Origin of the sequence: Dictyobacter kobayashii (assembly GCF_003967555.1) — a bacterium.
GTDB classification, from domain to species: domain Bacteria; phylum Chloroflexota; class Ktedonobacteria; order Ktedonobacterales; family Ktedonobacteraceae; genus Dictyobacter; species Dictyobacter kobayashii.
In genome coordinates this window covers 5,898,884-5,916,867 of sequence record NZ_BIFS01000001.1, presented here as the reverse complement: position 1 = coordinate 5,916,867, position 17,984 = coordinate 5,898,884, and the positions used below count along the sequence as shown (strand labels likewise).

Annotated in this window: 21 protein-coding genes and 1 pseudogene; 7 read left to right on the top strand and 15 right to left on the bottom strand. The window is 53.4% G+C overall.

Annotated features, from left to right (window positions below):
• Positions 1-41 precede the first annotated feature (41 nt).
• From EL645_RS26395 to EL645_RS26380, 4 genes are all read right to left on the bottom strand, one after another.
• Positions 42-1,385, bottom strand: coding sequence for an ABC transporter substrate-binding protein (locus EL645_RS26395; RefSeq protein ID WP_126553767.1), 1,344 nt, complete (start codon positions 1,383-1,385; stop codon positions 42-44).
• A gap of 79 nt (positions 1,386-1,464) precedes the next feature.
• Positions 1,465-2,334 (bottom strand): carbohydrate ABC transporter permease, encoded by an 870-nt coding sequence (locus EL645_RS26390; protein ID WP_246035482.1) that lies wholly within the window; start codon positions 2,332-2,334, stop codon positions 1,465-1,467.
• A gap of 26 nt (positions 2,335-2,360) precedes the next feature.
• A complete protein-coding gene (locus tag EL645_RS43140) occupies positions 2,361-3,287 on the bottom strand; it encodes a carbohydrate ABC transporter permease (RefSeq protein WP_126553763.1) in 927 nt (308 codons plus the stop codon).
• A gap of 193 nt (positions 3,288-3,480) precedes the next feature.
• Positions 3,481-4,068 carry a DNA-3-methyladenine glycosylase I gene (locus EL645_RS26380; protein ID WP_246035481.1) on the bottom strand — a complete coding sequence of 196 codons (588 nt, stop codon included), beginning with the start codon at positions 4,066-4,068 and terminating at the stop codon, positions 3,481-3,483.
• 374 nt (positions 4,069-4,442) lie between these two features.
• On the opposite strand from EL645_RS26380, the gene EL645_RS26375 reads away from it, so the two are divergent.
• The 5 genes from EL645_RS26375 (at position 4,443) to EL645_RS26350 (ending at position 7,826) form a co-directional block, all read left to right on the top strand.
• Positions 4,443-5,072 (top strand): TetR/AcrR family transcriptional regulator, encoded by a 630-nt coding sequence (locus EL645_RS26375; protein WP_161977707.1) that lies wholly within the window; start codon positions 4,443-4,445, stop codon positions 5,070-5,072.
• A 615-nt stretch (positions 5,073-5,687) separates the two neighbouring features.
• Complete coding sequence (locus tag EL645_RS45780) at positions 5,688-6,398, top strand: PAS domain S-box protein (protein WP_371865766.1); 711 nt, start codon at positions 5,688-5,690, stop codon at positions 6,396-6,398.
• Positions 6,317-6,562 (top strand): PAS domain-containing protein, encoded by a 246-nt coding sequence (locus EL645_RS44560; RefSeq protein WP_126553755.1) that lies wholly within the window; start codon positions 6,317-6,319, stop codon positions 6,560-6,562. Before EL645_RS45780 ends, EL645_RS44560 begins: the two co-directional genes overlap by 82 nt.
• The gene (locus tag EL645_RS26355; protein ID WP_371865765.1) at positions 6,490-7,500 is read left to right on the top strand and encodes a sensor histidine kinase; all 1,011 of its coding nucleotides are present in this window, start codon (positions 6,490-6,492) and stop codon (positions 7,498-7,500) included. Before EL645_RS44560 ends, EL645_RS26355 begins: the two co-directional genes overlap by 73 nt.
• Entirely contained in the window at positions 7,431-7,826 is a 396-nt protein-coding gene (locus EL645_RS26350) for a sensor histidine kinase (RefSeq protein WP_126553751.1), read from the top strand. Before EL645_RS26355 ends, EL645_RS26350 begins: the two co-directional genes overlap by 70 nt.
• A 233-nt stretch (positions 7,827-8,059) precedes the next feature.
• On the opposite strand, the gene ppk2 is transcribed toward EL645_RS26350, so the two are convergent.
• The 3 genes from ppk2 to EL645_RS26335 all read right to left on the bottom strand — a co-directional run bounded on the left by ppk2 (position 8,060) and on the right by EL645_RS26335 (position 9,942).
• The gene (gene ppk2 / locus EL645_RS26345) at positions 8,060-8,890 is read right to left on the bottom strand and encodes a polyphosphate kinase 2 (protein WP_126553749.1); all 831 of its coding nucleotides are present in this window, start codon (positions 8,888-8,890) and stop codon (positions 8,060-8,062) included.
• A gap of 222 nt (positions 8,891-9,112) precedes the next feature.
• Entirely contained in the window at positions 9,113-9,514 is a 402-nt protein-coding gene (locus EL645_RS26340; RefSeq protein WP_126553747.1) for an AraC family transcriptional regulator, read from the bottom strand.
• Positions 9,466-9,942, bottom strand: a complete 477-nt coding sequence (locus EL645_RS26335; protein WP_126553745.1) for a cupin domain-containing protein — start codon at positions 9,940-9,942, stop codon at positions 9,466-9,468. Before EL645_RS26335 ends, EL645_RS26340 begins: the two co-directional genes overlap by 49 nt.
• Before the next feature lie 176 nt (positions 9,943-10,118).
• Here EL645_RS26335 and EL645_RS26330 point away from each other — a divergent pair, with 176 nt between their 5' ends.
• The gene (locus EL645_RS26330; protein WP_126553743.1) at positions 10,119-11,153 is read left to right on the top strand and encodes a phytanoyl-CoA dioxygenase family protein; all 1,035 of its coding nucleotides are present in this window, start codon (positions 10,119-10,121) and stop codon (positions 11,151-11,153) included.
• A 12-nt stretch (positions 11,154-11,165) separates the two neighbouring features.
• Here the strand turns inward: EL645_RS26330 and EL645_RS26325 are convergent, their stop codons facing one another.
• The 8 genes and pseudogenes from EL645_RS26325 to EL645_RS26295 all read right to left on the bottom strand — a co-directional run bounded on the left by EL645_RS26325 (position 11,166) and on the right by EL645_RS26295 (position 17,116).
• Positions 11,166-11,732 (bottom strand): GNAT family N-acetyltransferase, encoded by a 567-nt coding sequence (locus EL645_RS26325; RefSeq protein ID WP_161977705.1) that lies wholly within the window; start codon positions 11,730-11,732, stop codon positions 11,166-11,168.
• 104 nt (positions 11,733-11,836) lie between these two features.
• Positions 11,837-12,393: pseudogene (locus tag EL645_RS43130) on the bottom strand (MOSC domain-containing protein).
• Positions 12,394-12,529: 136 nt separating this feature from the next.
• A complete protein-coding gene (locus EL645_RS26315; RefSeq protein WP_126553739.1) occupies positions 12,530-12,928 on the bottom strand; it encodes a hypothetical protein in 399 nt (132 codons plus the stop codon).
• Entirely contained in the window at positions 12,898-13,185 is a 288-nt protein-coding gene (locus EL645_RS26310; protein ID WP_126553737.1) for a ThiF family adenylyltransferase, read from the bottom strand. Before EL645_RS26310 ends, EL645_RS26315 begins: the two co-directional genes overlap by 31 nt.
• A gap of 2 nt (positions 13,186-13,187) precedes the next feature.
• Positions 13,188-14,060, bottom strand: a complete 873-nt coding sequence (locus EL645_RS26305) for a hypothetical protein (protein ID WP_126553735.1) — start codon at positions 14,058-14,060, stop codon at positions 13,188-13,190.
• 307 nt (positions 14,061-14,367) lie between these two features.
• Entirely contained in the window at positions 14,368-14,820 is a 453-nt protein-coding gene (locus EL645_RS41425) for a hypothetical protein (RefSeq protein ID WP_218032026.1), read from the bottom strand.
• Positions 14,771-15,970 carry a vWA domain-containing protein gene (locus EL645_RS26300; RefSeq protein WP_218032025.1) on the bottom strand — a complete coding sequence of 400 codons (1,200 nt, stop codon included), beginning with the start codon at positions 15,968-15,970 and terminating at the stop codon, positions 14,771-14,773. The genes EL645_RS41425 and EL645_RS26300 overlap by 50 nt, the downstream gene beginning before the upstream one ends.
• 927 nt (positions 15,971-16,897) lie before the next feature.
• Positions 16,898-17,116, bottom strand: coding sequence for a hypothetical protein (locus EL645_RS26295; RefSeq protein WP_126553733.1), 219 nt, complete (start codon positions 17,114-17,116; stop codon positions 16,898-16,900).
• 285 nt (positions 17,117-17,401) lie between these two features.
• On the opposite strand from EL645_RS26295, the gene EL645_RS26290 reads away from it, so the two are divergent.
• Positions 17,402-17,983 carry an arsenate reductase (azurin) small subunit gene (locus EL645_RS26290; protein WP_126553731.1) on the top strand — a complete coding sequence of 194 codons (582 nt, stop codon included), beginning with the start codon at positions 17,402-17,404 and terminating at the stop codon, positions 17,981-17,983.
• Position 17,984 lies beyond the last annotated feature (1 nt).

Below are 17,984 nucleotides of genomic sequence, written 5' to 3'. Positions count from 1 at the left end.
GCCAGTGAGGGTTCCCCGTTTTTTTTGCGCTGGTAGCTAGCCTATTGCGTCAGACCATCGTTACACTGTTGCTCCATCTTGGAGAGAGCTGCATCCGAGCTGCTCTGCCCATTAAGAACACTGGTAAAATCGTTGCTGATCTCGTCGCGACATTTCTGCCAGCCTGGCAGGAACGAGGCGACAAAAGCATTGTTGATCTGCTGTGAACCTACTTTGCGGGCCGGGAATTTCGCATAATAGGCGTTCATGGTCTCGCTATTGTAGACCGATTGGCGAATCGGCAGGTAGCCCGTCTTCTGTACGAAGGTGGTATTTGAGTCTTTGCTGATCAAAAACTTGAGGTAATCCCAGGCAACTGCCCGCGTATCATCACTGACCCCTTTGAACAACGAGAGGTTGGTACCGTACAGTACGGTATATTGTCCACCAGGACCGGCTGGGATGGCTGCTTCGTTGAAGGCAAAGGCGCCTTTGATCGAGGCGGCCAGGAAACTGTAGCTGGCGACGGTGCTAATGGCGAAGACAGATTTCTGTGAGGCAAAATCGTTCTGCCAGGCATACTGCTTGGTCACATGGACAACACCGGATTTGACCAGCGGGGCCAGCGCATCCAGGGCGCCTTTGGCATACGTTTTGTTGCTATCCTGGGTAAAAGCGACTTTCTGGCCATCGCTGGAGACAAAATCTTTACCACCCAGAGCTTTATATAAAATAGACCACTCGTCAACGCTCGGTGTCAGGGAGAGACCCCACTGTGAGCCATCACTCTTGGTGACCTTGCCCAGGTCCTGAATCAGCTCGTTCAGGTTGGTCGGCGGGGTGATATTCATTTTCTTTAAGACGTCGGCATTATAATAAAGGACTTCGTCACTCTTGTTGAATGGCATCATATACTGCTGGCCGTCGATCTGGCCGTCTTTGAGCAAGGCTGGATAGAAATCAGACATCTCCATCGAGCTCAGTCCGTTCTTGCCGGAGATATAGGGCTGCAGCGAGACGATGTTGTCATTCTGCTTGTACTGCACGGCCCAGTTCTCGTACACCTGGGCGATGGCAGGTGGATTCTTGGCGGCAATGGCGGCGTTCAGTTTGGTCTGCAGGGTGGTATAGGAATCATATGCCTGCAGGTTAATTTTGACGTTGGGATGTTGGTCTGTGTATTGCTTGGTCAAGGCTGCCAGCGCTGTCTTGTTGGCACCGGTAGCGAAGGCTTCCCAGAAATTAATGCTGTACTGCTTGGAGGCATTAAATTGGGTTGGATCGCTATTGCTGGTGGTGCTGCTATTCCCTTGATTATTGGTGGTGGTCGTTGTGCCACAGGCCGAGAGGGCCAGCACCATCAAGATCAAGCAGACAAATGCTGGGTATGTCCATGTACGACGCATAGAATCTCTTTCCTTTACTCAGTTAAAAATAAATAAGTACGTCACAGAATTGCCCACTATATAAACGCCTGCTTGCCCTTTAGCCTTTTGTACTTCCGGCTGAGATACCTTCGATAAATTGGCGCTGGGCCAGTAAAAATACCAGCAGGACAGGTAAGGTGGTGAAGGCGGCGGCGGCAGCCAGACCCGTGGGGTCGGTTCCACCTTCTCCACTCATGAATGCTTGTAAACCAACTTCAATGGGTCGGTGCGCATCTGAACTGGTGACCAGGTAGGGCCAGAGAAATGCGTTCCAACTCCCAATAAAGACCTGGAGCGCCACGACAGCAATGGCCGGGCGGGCCAGGGGGGCCGCGACACGCCAGAGAAAACCAAAGCGTGAGCAGCCGTCAAGCTGGGCCGCTTCCCATAAGGATGCGGGCAGCGAGAGAAAAAATTGTCGGATCAGGAAGATGCCGGAAATACTGACAGCATAGGGAATGATTTGTGCCTGGTAGCTATCAATCCATCCCAATATGGATACAATCAGATAGCTGGGAATCAAGGTTGCTTCGCCAGGGATCATGATCAGTCCCAGGACCAGCAAGAAGAGGATGTTGCGACCAGGAAATTTCATGGTGCCAAAGGCGTAGCCCGCCAGCAGTGAGGTTAGCACTGCCAGCACAACGGTACAGGTAGCGACAAAGATGCTGTTCAGAAAGAATTGTACCCATGGCTCTAAATTCCAGGCCCGTGCATAGTTCGACCATTCCCAATCTGGCCAGAAATGCGGTACCACGTCGGCCGCGCTATGGGCATTGAGTAGCGAAGAAATAAGGATCCAATAGATTGGAAAAAAAGCGAGCAGCGCAGCCAGCACGACCACTAGATAGCGCCACAAGACCTGTGTCGTGCGATAATTTCTCCTGCGCCCATCGGCTACTTGTTTACTCCTACTTTGACTAATCAACGGCCTGTACCCCCTGCGTGATATTCTCAATTGCACAATTGAAATGATGAACACCAGGACAAATAAGACCACCGAGATAGCCGCGCCACGTCCATCATGGGGATCGCTAGAGAATCCCTCGGAAAAGAGATAAAGGCCCAGTGTGTTGGCGGCATTGCCTGCACCTCCCACGGGTCCAACCAGCAGGAAGGCTGGCTGAAACATCTTAAAGGCCTCGATGGTCCCAGTAACATGACCACCAGCGTAATGGGAGTGAGCAGCGGCCAGGTAATCCAGCGCAAGATCTGCCATGAGTTTGCCCCATCCACACGCGCCGCCTCCCTGACATCTGGTGGGATATTTCCCAGGCCCGCCATAAAGAGCACCACGCTAAAACCTGCGGACTTCCAGGTGGTGTAGAGGATGATGCTCAATAGAATCCAGTGTGGATCTCCTAGCCAGTCGATGGTTCGCATATGCAATAAGCGCAATAAACCATCGAAGAGTCCGTGATAAGGATCAAACATCCAGTACCAGATGGCGGTTGTGGCTACCAGTGGCGTGATAAATGGTGAGAAGATGATCAGGCGCCAGAAGGCTTTGGCCCGAATACCAGACATTAGACACAGGGCCAGAAATAGGGCCAGAAATAATTGCAGCGGGACCGAAATAACCACATAGAGTAGGGTGGTCTGCAGCGCATGCCAGAAGGTTGAGCTGTGAAAAAGATATACATAGTTGGTCAGGCCAATAAAGGGCTGTGTTCCCTGGTTCAGGAAGCTCCATTTAAAAAGGCTCATATAAAAGACAAAGGCGGCCGGACCATACGAGAAGAGAGCCAGCACGATAAATGCTGGCAAAAGATAGAAATATGCCTGCCCGGTCGCGAACCAGCGCCGGATATACCAGAGGCGTGAATGTCGCACTTTTTTTTTGCTTTGGATCGTTACAGAAAAATCAGGTTCCATTGCCATTGCTTACTCCATCCGAATTCCACATTCCCCCCTATCTTAGCTGGCCAATTTTAACAATTTGTGATCTTCAAGCAAAATTGTTGTTAAATAGCAATTGTATAATTTTATATCATTATAATTCCTACAAAAAACACTAGCACTATTACATGATTCTAAGGTAAAATATTAACTTTTTCTCTACCATGCAACCCGTTTATCCCGCAATCATACCAGCACGAAAACAGTCGGGAGCATGATCATCCACCATACCGACCGCCTGCATAAAGGCATAGCAAATCGTCGCCCCGACAAACCTGAAGCCACGCTTCTTCAAATCCTTGCTCATGCGCTCACTGATGGCAACCCCTTGTTGCTTCTCTGCCTCGCCCAAAGGCTTCCCGCCAACAAACTGCCAGATGTAGCGATCAAAACTACCAAACTCACGCTTTACCTCAAGCACGGCTTTAGCATTTTCAACCACGGCATTGATTTTCAAGCGATTGCGCACAATACCTTCGTTTTGCAGCAGAGATTCCTTTTTGGCCGTGTCATAATTCGCGATCTTCCCGGCATCAAAATAATCAAATGCGGCACGATAATTCTCGCGCTTCTTGAGGATGGTAAGCCAGCTCAAACCTGCCTGCGCTCCTTCGAGGTTGAGCATCTCAAAGAGGAGACGATCATCGTGGACCGGCACGCCCCACTCCTCATCATGGTACGGTACAAACAATTCATGAGACCGCGCCCATTGGCACCTTATCTTTGTCTCTACCATAGCTTGCTGTATCTGCTTTGTGTCCATTATATCTCCTTCCAGACTAACTGCTTTTGACAACCACATCCTCACCCACCAGAAATCGCTATCTTACCCACCGTACTGGACCATCATTGCAGTATAACCATTCCAATATTATAAGCACAAGGAGGCCCGAGACCCAATGCTTTTAACTAAAACTTCCTGGAAATGAACGCAACAAAAAGCACACCATGTACGTGCAGGACTTGCTCCCGCTTTATCCGTTCCTGCCCGCAAAATCAATATATATAAAAGATGAATTGCATAGCTTCAGCCATTGCGTCACCTGGTCCCTTGACGCCAAAGTAGCTCTCCATATATGATTTATTGGTCATGCGATCACTAGCAGTTGAATGGTAGATGGTAGAGAGGGAAGCACTATGCCTGGCAAAACAGAGACTGAGGCCCAGCGGCGCGAGCGGATTCTACAGGCGGCCTTTAAAGTCGCGTTACGTGAACGGCTCGAACATATGACGATCCGCCAGGTGGCTGCCGAGGCAAATTTAAGCCATGAACTGGTCTTCTCCTACTTTAAATCCAAAGATGCCCTGCTGGTCGCGTTACTGGATTGGCTGCTCGACGACTTATTCGAAACCTGGGAGGCACCGACCACCCTTTCTCCCCGTGAGCGCCTGCTTGAGCTGATCGAACAAGATCTGCGCGATGCCTGCATCCAACACAATCAAAAATCTCTTACCAGGCTAGAGCTGCTCTTTGACTACTGGACCCTGAGCACCCGTGAGCCTGAAATTCGTTGTCGCATGCTGGCTGGCATCGAACGCTCACGCCAGATGTTTCTGCCCGTTGCCTGCTCCCTGATCAAGGCCGAACCCACCCGCTTCCCAGGAGTCACGCCCGACACTCTGGTGACTCTCATACTCAGCCTCATCCAGGGCTACACCCTGCAAAATATCCTCGGCAACCCCATACCACCCTTGACCAATTTCTCACTGCTACCCGCGCCTCCTCGCTCCTCCCACCCCATGACAATGCGTGCGGCCCGCGCTTGAGATGAGAGATGCCCCTCTGGCCATACCCTGATGCGCCGACATCCTCAATGGCTACTGACTCTCGTGAGCGTCCTTTCTTGTCGAGATTGTGACAGGAGATCGTATGTTGTAGGATGACTATGCGAAGTAGAACGCTTTGCGACTGCTCACACGAGAAAATGAAGCTTCTACTCAGCGCAAAAGGAGAGATGAAATGGTGGAGGCATTGACACCACTTGACAAGGCAAACGTATTGCGGCTCCTCTGGACATCCGATGGAAGTACGCTTGCTCCCGAGAGCCGATCGCTCTGGTGGGGATATAACGGGCAGACCGAGGGCGTGGTGCAGCCCTGGGGGTGGCTTGCGGCTATCCATCCCGCTGATCGAAAACAGGTGAGACAGCAGTGGGCGACCGCAGTGAACAGTACCAGGATGTTTACCACCCACTACCGGCTGGGCACCGCCGATGAATACGATCAAGTCGTTCACATGATCTGCGTTCCTCTCTTCAAGGACGCAGGCACGCTTGACGGATGGGTTAGCTGGCTGAGCAAAGAGAGAGAACCGGGGTTCACTACCTCGCCCGCCATTGCGCTAGAGAAATTCTTGTCTGGTGGGATCATTGAACAGGCTCCCTGGGCCTGGTCTGTCTCTCCCTTGATCTCTCCCTATTACAAGTCAATGAGCGCTATTGCCAGCTCCTGGGCTATACTGAGAGAGAACTACTCGGGCGGCGCCTGCATGATCTTTTGCCTGTTGATGCCCAAATTATATTCAATATGAATGTGCGACAGATGTTGACTGGGAACATGCAAAATGTCGTCTATGAAATGGGCTATGCACGTCCCGATGGACATATGCTCTGGCTCAAAGTAACCCGGTCGCTGGTGTGGCACCCTCAAGGCTTCCCGTTGTATTTCTTCTCCTGGATAGAGGATCTCACTCTCCAGCAACGGTGCGAACAAGAACGAGATGTACTTTTGGCCTGCGAACAGGCAGCTCGCACAGCCGCTCAACAGGCAGTAGAGCAAACCCAATCGCTGAGCACGATGCTGCAAGCGATCTTCAAGAACGTTGCCGATGGCATTGTCGTCTATGATCGCGATGGGGTCGTGCTGCATATCAATGCGGCGGCTCGTACCCTGTTGGAACTGGGGCAGGAAGCTGACTGCCTTGGAAAAACCTACGCGGACCTCTTCGAGGGCTACAAGCGCTATGACGAGGCCATGGAACTCATCCCCTGGAAAAGCTTCCCATCACATCCATGTTGCAGGCGCAGTCGGTCTCGCAGCCTCGCATTTCTGATATGCGCGTGCATTTTCCTTCCGGACATGAACGCTATATAGATATCACCTGGACATCGTTGCGCGATCAGCAGGGATATTGGATGGGCCTGGTCGCTATTTTCCGCGATGTCACCGAGCGCCATCACAAAGAATACCGCATCCGGCATGCCTTCCATCTCTTGTCCTCCTTGATGGAGGAGATGGTCCATCTCCCCTGCAAGTAGAGCAGCACGCGACTGAAGAATGCTTTGTCTCCGTATCGCTGCCAGTTGTTGGCCAGCGCCTCTCCGAGGTACTTCATCACGTGCTGGATTGTTCCATCACTGGTCTGGTTGCAGTGGAAGGTTCCGAGGGTTCAATGCATATCGTTGGGGCCAGCGGGCTCTCCCAGGAGCGCCTCGCCTATATCCAACAGGAGGTTGAGCGCTCCACCCTCTCCGATTATCTCGAGCCAGCGACAATTGCTCAACTGCAAGCCAACCAGGTGGTGATCCTTGATCTTGCCACACAGCCATTTGTGCGCCGCTCCAACTATGGGCTGCAGTATTTTCTGCTCGCCCCTATGCTTCTTGATGGACAATTAGTCGGGATATTCGGCATCGACCGACCTGCCGAGCAGGAATACGTTCAGGAAGAGATTGAGTTGGTGAAGGCACTGGCGAAAATGGCAGCCCTGGTGATCGAGCGGGTACGCTTACTGCAAGCATGGGCGCAGACACGGGCCAATGAGCTGGCATTGCAAGAAGCTAATCGCCGCTTTGATGGGTTCCTGAGCCTGGCCAGCCATGAACTGAGAACGCCTCTGACCGGGATTCGGGGCCTCATCGAGCTTGTGTTGCGCCGCCTGGGGAAATTGGCCCGCGATGAGAGCATAGCATCCCTGCTGACAGGCCCAACCCTGAACCGCTTACGACACCCACTAGAGGAGGCTGTTCAGCGTGCAGCGGCGCAGAATCGCATGATCTCCGACATGTTGGATGCCTCACGCATCCAGGCCAATCAGTTGGAGATGCTAACCGGCCCTGCAATCTGCTGGAAATCGTCCGGCGCGCTGTCGCCGATGCCCACTATCTTGCACCCGGTCACGATATCATGGTCCGATGGCCTGCAGAGCAGAGCATTCCCATCATCGCCGATGCTGATCGCATCGGGCAAGTGGTGAACAATTATCTGCGCAATGCTTTGAAGTACTCGGCAGCGGATCGACCAGTGGAGGTGGGGTTCAGCACAGAGGGGGCAATGACACGGGTCTACATCAAGGATCAAGGACCCGGACTGACCCCAGTGGAGCAACAGTCGGTGTGGGAACGCTTCTATCGTGTCAAGGGCATCCAGGTCCAGTACGGAACTGGCGAGGGTCTGGGTCTGGGTCTCTATCTCTGTCGCATAATCATCCAATGGCACGGGGGACAGGTCGGGGTAGAGAGTAAAAAAGGGGAGGGGTCCACATTCTGGTTCACGCTGCCCATGGCTACTGAGGATTGTTGAAGAGCAACTACTTCTTCTCTCTATCTTATTCCCAATTTCATGTGTAGAGAGTGCGTGGTGGGCGGCTGCAGTCGCCCACCACGCACTCTCTACACTCCAAACCCGGCGCCGCAGGCGCCAAAGAGGAACATGAAAAAGCCTTGCCTTGGGCCCGCTTGCCGGTTTGCATACGCAGAGGTTGGATCCCGGGTGGCCGAGGCGGGAATGCCCTGGCCACCCAGCATCAAGCGATCTCAATGTATTTGAGGAATCACATTATAAGCTCGTTCTGGCTCCCGATAACCTTTTGATGGCTGGCGTTCAGGCAGCCGCACAGATTTGCTGGGGACCTCCTTATAGGGAACCTGGCTCAAGAAATGGGTGATACAATTCAAGCGCGCCCGGCGCTTGTTATCAGCAGGCACCACGTACCACGGAGCTTCAGGGGTATCGGTGGCAAGAAACATCTCATCTTTGGCCCTGGCATAATCATACCAGCGTCTATGCGCTTCTAAATCCATGGGGCTCAGCTTCCAGACCTTGCGTCCATCCTCGATGCGCGACTGAAAGCGCCGTTCCTGTTCCTGCTGACTTACCTCGAACCAGTACTTAATGAGGATAATACCGCTATCAATCATCGTCCGTTCAATAGCCGGACAGAGTTCCAGAAAGTCCCTGTGTTCTTGCTCGGTACAAAAACCCATGACATATTCAACACCAGCACGGTTATACCAGCTGCGATCAAAGAGCATCACTTCTCCGGCGGCTGGAAGGTGAACCAGGTAGCGCTGGAAGTACATCTGAGTTTTCTCACGCTCGGTGGGAGTTGGCAGCGCTACGACATGAAAGACACGCGGACTTACCCGCTCGGTAATCCGCTTAATTACACCTCCCTTGCCAGCAGCATCCCGACCTTCAAACACGACCACAACCTTTAATCCAGCGTTCACTACCCAGGTTTGCAGCTTTACTAATTCCATTTGCAGCTTTTCAAGTTCTTTCTCAAAATATTTTCTCGAAAGCTTTGTGGAAAGTTCGCTTTCACTCTCTACCGGCTGTTTATAGTTTTCAAGCTTGGATTTCATGCTTCCCTCTTTCTGGTCTCATGCGCGAATGATGAAAGATTGTCTGCTGCTACCTGAATTCGTGCCCGCTCAAGCGCTTCCAGCCGGCAGAGAGCGTTTCATTATTTACGAAAATTTGTATAACGAAATTTTCCACCATCCCAGGTAGCACTTCTCGTTATACAATGTTTGTCCAACCTTATCAAGCTCGGGTGTGTGATGATGATTTCCATTTTTGAGCTGCTATTTTTCTTGAGCAGCGGGATCGAGCTGCCAGGAACGGTGGCGCACCTCCAGAGGTGTATAGCCGATGGCCTGACGAATGCGCCGTGAGAAGTGGAAGCGCGATTGGAAGCCGCATTGTTCGGCGATCATGCCCACCGAGAGCCCGGTCTGCTCAAGCAGCTTGATGCCCAGCGTGATGCGCTGCTCCCAGACATAGGCCATGGGCGTGGTGTGCAGTTGCAATTGAAATAAGCGGATCAGGTGGGCGGGACTGATAGCTACGGCCTCGGCGATCATCGTCAGGGTCAGTTGTTCGCTCAGGTGCTCATAGATAAATTGCAGGGCCTGCCCCACGGCGCTGTGCGAGAGGGTCAGATCCTGGCCACCAGTTGCTCGCCCTCCCCGATATAGCGCCAGCACATCTGTATAGCCAGCGCGCGCAACATCTCTTTCACGGTCGGAAAGGCACTGGCACGCAGCGCCAGGGCATCATGCATCAATTGCTGCATGGCCGGAGAGAGTGGTAAGGGCCATGCCAGCTGTTGGAGGCGTGTAATCATCTCAGCTTCAACCAGGGCCAGCGAGATATGAATCCAGCTATGGATGGTTTCGCTATCTTCAGCAAAGACAAAATATTCACGGTGGCCTGGATACAGCACAAACGCGCTGTTGGCCGCTATCGTATGTGTCTGCTCATCAATGCGGATCGTGATGCGCCCGGCATGCACAAAAACAAACTGCAGTGTGGGCTGGATACGGGGTCCCAGCGTGCTGCCAGGTGGATAGACGACCTCTCCTACCATCACTTCATCGGACCAATAGGATTTTTCTTGCTCTATCTGTTGCATCGTTGCCTGCCTCTCACGCCTAAAATATGATCAATTTCAGACACATTCGCATTCATTCCAGTTATCGCTCTTTTGGTCTTTTTCTTTTATGCTATCCTTAACCACTTTGAGCGAGCTACTTATCATTGCAGATGCCTATACTTATGCAAGCTACATTGTAACAAAGGAGCGCGAGCATGACGACTACTCCACAGCACAATTCGACTCCACCAACCAGACAATATGAGCAGTATCCGATCAGTGTGAAAGAGTATGTGACTTTCCGCGAGCAGGGTTTCCTGATTGTGCCCAACCTGGTGCCACTGGATGATGTGCAGGAAATGAATGAGCATATGGATCACATTCTGACTGGGACGGAACATTTCCCGGGCGTGCCACCACCGCCCGCCGATTGGGACCCCGACAAGAAGATCTCTTATTACCTGCGTGTGCATATGCTGCATCGCGTGCTCCCTATCCACGAGCGCTTCCTGCTCCACCCACGCGTTCTCGATGTCTTAGAGGCCTTGATTGGCCCCGATGTGCTGGCCTTGCAGTCGATGCTTTTCTTCAAGAATCCTGGCCAACCGGGACAGGGCTATCACCAGGATTCCTACTATATCCCAACCTTCCCCGATACATTATGTGGTGCCTGGCTGGCCCTGGATCGCGTCGATGAGGAGAATGGCTGTCTGTGGATGACGGTGGGTTCGCAAAATGAGCCGGTCTATCCCGATTCAGATGGTCAGTCGGAGAATGGACAGCGCGAGCTGAGTGATATCGAGCCGATCTATAATGCCAGCAATACCGATGAAAACGTCAATGGCCTGACCCGTGTGGCCCGCAAATACGTGGGGAAAGAGATCAAGGCCGAGGTCAACCCTGGCGATGTAGTCTTCTTTGGTGGCCATATCCTGCATCGCTCCCACGCCAATCGGAGCAAGGATCGCTCACGCCGGGCCTTTGTTGGCCACTACTGCAATGCGCGCTCCTTCGTGCCCTGGAATCACGGCGCACCCTACGAAGGCGAGGCGGGCAACTATCTGCATATCCTGGGACGTGGCACAACCCACCTTCCCTATGCCCAGCCTGAATTCGGGACGCCCTGCGCCGCCAATCATCCACCAGCACCCAGGGCTAAACGCCAAAGCGCGCCCATGTCCATGATGGGCGACATGGATAATAATCTCATGACCCTCACACCCCATTCCGAAAAGAACGACGAAGACTAGAACAGGCCTTAATCAGCTCCTCGGAGAGGATGAGGGCAACGTGTCCACTGGCCAGTTGAGAGCAAAAACAATGTACTCGGTATCGAGATCAGGACGTCGTAGCAAGCCGGCCCGCTCAGCCGTCCGCATAGATGCGATGTTTCCTGGTCTCGTGAGAGCAATCACTGGCCACGGCGGCAGATACTCCTGTGCCAGGGCCACCGCTGTTTGAGCGAGTTCGGTGGCATAACCGTGTCCCCACGCGCTGGGAGTGCAGCGGTAATATAAGTTGAGCACATCCCGATCATTCCAGGCTCTATGTACGACCCCACCGAAGCCGAGGACCTGCTCCGTCTGCGGCAGCACGACTGCCCAGTAGCCATAGCCCTCTTCCTTCCAGTGCGCCAGCCAGCCTCGTAGCCGCTGCTCACAACTGGCCAGGTCCGGGGCAGGCCCGCCAGGAGTATAGCGATGCGTTGCTGGATCGCCATCCACAGCGAATAAAACAGGGCCATCACTCTCCTTTAGACGACGCAAAACCAGGCGGCCAGTCCGCACCTCACCGAAGATGGTTGCCAGATCGGCAGGTAAGCGGCGCACGTGCCTCTCCTCCTTCTCCATGTCGCTCGGCCTTTCTCTTGTACTTCAAATCAAAACACCAGTACTGCTAACTTACCTCATTTTCTCCATACGCTCTATCAAGATTAGACGCGCTCCAATGGCCGGTGTGGCTCAGGTGGTAACTCAACCCGAATAATATCTCCAGGCCGCACCTCGCCTTCCACCAGCACGATCCCCATCACGCCCGCCTTACGGATAAGTTGTCCCTGCTCATCGCGGCCGAGCACCGCCGCCATCAGGCCGGCTGCAAACCATTCAATTGTCCACAAGGATTGCGCAAACCAGTCACCTCGACCACTGCACTCTCTCCCAAATATAGCCGCGTACCCGTTGGCAGCCCCAGCAAATCAATACCTTGCGTGGTCACATTCTCGCCCATCTGTCCCGCCGACACCTCAAAGCCGGCCGCCTGCAACTCCTCATGCAGTTCCGAATGGATCAAATGTACCTGCCGCAAATTAGGCTGCGTCGGATCAACCGCCACCCGCGACCGGTGCTGCACCGTCTTCCCTATATGTGCATCCCCCTCCACACCCAACCCCGTCAACAACCGAATCCACTCCTGATTCGGCTTGCTAAAGTCATGCACCCCGCTACAACTCACCGCCGTCACCACCCCTACATCATCATAAATAACCATATCCAACCCTTCTGTACGTGCGGGACTTGCCCCGCTTATCCCGTTCCTGCACGAAAAAAATCAACAATAACCGGGTCATTCATTGAATAATTCGAGGATAGCATATGAGCGCAACCATTCCAGCCCTTTAACAGGTCTATTGTCGGTATTGCACCTTCAAGTCGTTCCAGGTGAGTTCGAAATCGTGCGCCTGGCCGAGGCGAAAAAAATCGGTGATGGTCCGCGCGGCCAGTGCGCTCAGCATCAGGGCCAGAGGACGTGTCAGGGGATAATCGCAGGGATCGCCGGGCACCTCTTGTGGTACCTGGTAGCGCGGCTCCCATAGTCCATTGCCATATAATCCATCACCACTAAAGCCGATATGCAGGCAGGGCAGAGAAGCGGCCCGGATAGCCTGGCTAACCGCTGCCCGCGCCTGGACATTATCAAAGGCATCTACTACCAGCGCGCTGCCTTTCAGCAACTCGGGCGCATTTGTCGCGCTCAACTCGACGACCTGGGGCTCTACTTTGGCCTGAACCGCTCGATAGAGCATATGCGCCAGCGCACGCGCTTTGGGGCGCCAACCTCGGCCCGGCTATAGGGTTGTCCGGAGAGGTTGCGTACCTCGATACGGTCCTTATCGATCACGCGCAGCCGGGTGAAACCCATGCGCGCCAGTGTCTCAGCCACGTTCGCGCCCAGCGTGCCCGCTCCACAGATCGTGATCAGCTGCGCGGCGAAAGGTTCCAGGGTCGCGTGCCGTTCCTCATGGAAGAAGGGGCTTTGGGGATTCAAGGGCTGTTGTGTCATCTTTACAGATCCTCTTCATCATATGCTGCCCAGGAAGGGGATGCCGCCATCACATTCACCAGGCTGGTCAGGTCGAAATTGCGGTCCTGCCCGCTCAGACAGATGCCACTGGAGACGACGGTAAGGCGTGGATCAACCAGAGAGCGGTAGCGGCGGCGCTGTCCGTGCTCACTCCACTCTACGACCAGGTGACGCAGTGAACCATCGTTGGCATTGATCTCGCTAAAACTATGGAGTCTGGCATCCGCTTTGCTCAGCGCGTGGCGCAACTGTTCTTCAAGCGCTCGCCGCTGCACCTGCCCAGCCAGCCAGTTGCGCTGCTCGTGACGTTGCTGCGGCGCTTGCAATCCAGTCGCAGGCAATGTGCCTGCCAGCTCTAACTGGTGGATACACCAGAGCAGCAAGGCCAGGCGCTCAGAGGAGGCCAGTCCTGGCAAGAGCGTATTATCTTCCTGCCGACCAGACGCCTCACGCAACCACTCGGCGTGCACAGGATCGGCCCGCAGATCGGAGCCTTCAAACCAGAGCGTGCCTCCGTCAACGCGTACTATGACGCGCTCGAAACGTTCCGCGCCCGCCATCGGATCACACAAAAAGACCGGCAGCGGCTCCATCGGCAATCCAAAGCGCTGGCGGGCATCCCCCTCATTATAGGGCAGGGCCAACCAGGTACCAGGAAACGGACCACTGTGATCGGGCCACAGTAACAACACCCGTAGCGCTGGGAACAGTTCGAGATATGCTCCTCGCTCCCAGGGCAGTGCCTCCTCGATGAATTGTGCCTCACTCTCATTGGTGGGGCGAAAGCGGCCCCAGCCATGGAAACGCTCACGGACCCGAAACTCATACACCAATCCATCGAGGCGCGTCCGCATACGTCCCCCAGTAGCAAGGGAGCAATCAGTTCTCGCTCCCGCAGGGTCTGACTCTGCTGGCTCAGGCGGGCAATCAGGTCGCGGGCGTCAATCCTGGCTGTGGTAGCTCGTTTCTCAGATTTCTTCGGCATATTGTCTATCTCAGATCCTTCAAGCTTTGAGCTCGGGGGCCTCAATCAGGCTACCAAAAACACGAATTGTACGTGCGGGTCTTGCCCCCGCTTTTAACATTCCCGCTCGAAAAAGCAATAAGAAGAATATTTTGCAGCTATTTATTTAAGCGCATAGCATTATTATTGTTGCCTTTTCAGGCGAGAACGGAGGAAGCGGGGACAAGCCCCACGCGTACAATTCGTGTTTCTATGAACTTTCTCCTCTCGTCTTCGCATGAAGCGAGGTGTATTGATCCTTCCTGCCACCGTCTGGTTGGGAGTGGAGCAAACACTATGCATGCTCCACTCCCCGGCCTACTCATGCCCCTGAGCAACAAGGTCCGGGCGACGCGGCAGCTCATAGCCCATAATAACCTCGACCAGCTCGGCCGCGAAGGCTGTGCCAGCAATTCCACCACATTGGGCAGCGAGTAGTAATCTCCCTCAAAGCGATAGCGGGTCAGCTCCACCCCATGTTCCAACAAACTCTGGGCCACGCGCTCATATGCACCACCAACCTGAACAATGATGATCGAGGGCGCGACATTCAAGGCCTCTTTATACGCCACCCAGGCATCGGCCAACAGCGGCGCGCTGTTCACCTTCATCGGTCACGATCAATATCTGCTCGACATACTGCTTTTTCTTCATCATCTGTGCCAGGGCCACACCCAGCGAGGTTCCACCGTTGGCCTTGATAAACTGGAATGCCTTCTCCCAATCGCTCAACGCCGCCCGCTTTCCGGCAGGAACATCAGCCTTGATATCAAAGGCCGCTGTATCAAAGGCGTAGACATAGAAGTCAGCCGTCGTGACCGCGCTGATCAGGGCCGCCAGCTGCTTCGATACTGTGATCGCCTGCGACATCGAGCCGCTCTTATCCACAAACAACGCCGTAGGGCGCTTGATCTCGACTTTGTCCGCGATCCGCTGATCCATTATCTCGGTCAATGCCCGCTCGGTCTCGACATCCAGGCGTGTCGCCTCCAGTGCCTTCCTGGCCTTCATCGTCGAGACACGCTTGTTAGTCTTGGCCTCAGCCAGCTTCTGATCGATCAAGGCCTTGACCTCAGGATTATCCATGGCGCCGCGCTTCTTCAGCGAGGCCATGTTATTGATCACCTCCTGCGGCGACATGGCGTTGATCAGCGCCACCAGTATCACGGGCGTCATGCTTTTAAGCGCCCCGATTGCCGTGGTATACGGAATCTTTTGCTCTACAATGATCCGCGCCTGCTCCTCAGATGTAGCGGCCTGCGCCAGGCTCTTGAGCGCGAACAACGGACTATCCTCCGGCGGCTTCTCATCGAAGAGGATGGCCTGGGCTCGGGGTCCCGGCTTGATGCGCAGGCTGGCATACAGATGCTTAAGATCGTTGCGGGCGCGCAGTGCCGCGCCATCAAATTGGCGCGGATTATTCTCACGCGTCTGCAGGTAATGGGCAACGGCCCCCTTGAACGAACGCGGTGTCTTGCCAATTACCTTTTTGGTGTGGTCGAGTGCTCGTGCTACCTCGTACGGTGCCAGCTTCTGCAAGAGCACCCAGGCCGCCTCACGGAACTCTGGATACTCGCTGGTCGCCAGGTGCGCCACGAACAACAGCTTATGATCCCGCACCTCACCTTTGGCAAAGTACCACAGAGCCAGGCGGCTATAGAAAAGAGGATCGTGCTCAAGCGCGCTCGTATGCAGCGGCGCGAGCTCTTCAAGTTTGCGGTGTGGTGTGGTGAGAAACGAGTTGAGGATCGAAACACGCACATCCGTCTCAGCAGGGGATTCTGTGTCATCACATCACCATTGGAGCACACAGCATCAAGGCTGTATGCAATTTTTTTAAGAGAAACAATATTATAAACCAGTACCGGGCGCACGAGTCAAAAGAGCTATGTTAAAGACATTCGCCTATACCATTTGGCTACAGCTTTAAAGGCTGGTGGGACTCGAACCCACAATGATCACTCAAATGTTTGTAAGCTCGTTTAGTTAGAATGCGCCCGGTGCCGGTCGGTATAAGAGTTATCGTAGAGCAAAAAAGTCTGTCCTGTGCGAGTAAAAAGAGCGGGCTCTGATGGCATCATCCCGATGGATGACTACAACCAGTTTCAGAGTTCAGGACTCGACCCGCATCCAATCCAAGAAGTTAATGAGAAAGGCAACTGTATGTACGCTCTTCAGATTGGAGCACAGGACAGATAATCATCAATAATAATATATATCAAGGCTGGGGTGCACGAGTTGCATGAGCATGAAAACAGGCGCTCTACCTTTGAGCTACGGGCTCTAAAGTGAGCCCGACAGGAATCGAACCTGCAGCATCCGGATTAAAAATCCAAAAGTTTGTAAGCTCGTACTGTTGGAGGCGCACCCCAACCGAGATAGCACATAAAAATGAAAAGTATTAGATAAGATCTGGACTGCCCTGTACAAGTTTATTGAACATGGTCCCGTAGGACCAGCAGTTCCTTTTCAGGAAGAGCGTTGGGCTCGAACCAACATTTTCCCGCCGAGGCGAAAAAAACCAGTTTGTATGTTCAACACATGAGAATACAGGGCAGAAAAAGTCTGCTTCAAAGAAGGGAAACTGCCCGGGACATACATGTCGTGAGGGCACATAATAACAACCCAAAATTGTTTGTAAGCTCTCCCAGTTGGAGTACGTCCCGGACCCGCTTCACTCTGTTTTGCTTAACCGTAGAGCGCCTCAGGACGTATAATTATGGCCTGAGTCGTCCGCACAATCACGTGGCTGGCCAGGGCATCCGCTGGTAGATCCAGGTAACGCACCACGGCCTCTTTTAATTGGAGGTCATCCACGGTATTCGCGACACCGAGCTGCGCCAGTTGCACTTCTTCACTGCGCCCCTGAATGCGAATGTGGACAGGAGTTGTAGCAAGTTGAGTCATCTCTGCCTACCTCCATCTGTGATTGACATTTCCATAAGTAGCTGCTATTTGTCAAGTAGTTAACGTCTATAGAGATAATAACTGATAAATTTAGCTGAGTCAAGGGATTTTCAAGCATTTTTCGGCTATTTTCTCATTTCAACCAAAAAGTATCTGCACCCCTCACTGTGCGCTTTGTCTGCTGTTATTATACTGAGCATGAGACCAGGATTTTTCTTTCTGCAAGCGATGCGGCAGATGGCTGAGTATAGCGTTGATATTTCTGTAAAAAGTGAGAATTAGCATATGGAAACTGAACCATCTCCCCCTACACCTCATGCTCATGAATTACGTTTGACTCGTCGGCAGCTTATGGTAAATGCTGGTGTGGCTGGCACTGGCCTGATTGTTGGTGGAGCAATCGGAACGATACTCACGCGTATCCTGGCCCCTGGGCAGACACAAACCCTGACCTCCTATCCACAGGTGCAGATTGCCCATCTCAATGATTTGCACGTGGGTAAGCCTGTTGCCTTTGACTATCCACTGAAAGGACAGAGTTGCTACCTGATTCGCCTGGGAACTCCAGCCCTGGATGGTGTAGGACCACAAGGAGATGTGGTGGCCTTTAGCACGACTTGTGTCCATATGGGGTGTTCGCTCGCCGATCACTACCGGGCTGCCTACAACGTTCTTGGTCCCTGTCCCTGCCATATGAGCACGTATGATTTGTCTATGGGAGGGATGCCAACGATTGGCAATGCCACCGAGAATCTTCCACAGATTGAACTGCTTGTTGAGCAGCATGGAGCAATTTTTGCGCAGGGAGTCTGGGGGCTGCTGTATGGATTCGAGCACAATCTCACTTCAGGGACGCCCATAGCATAGT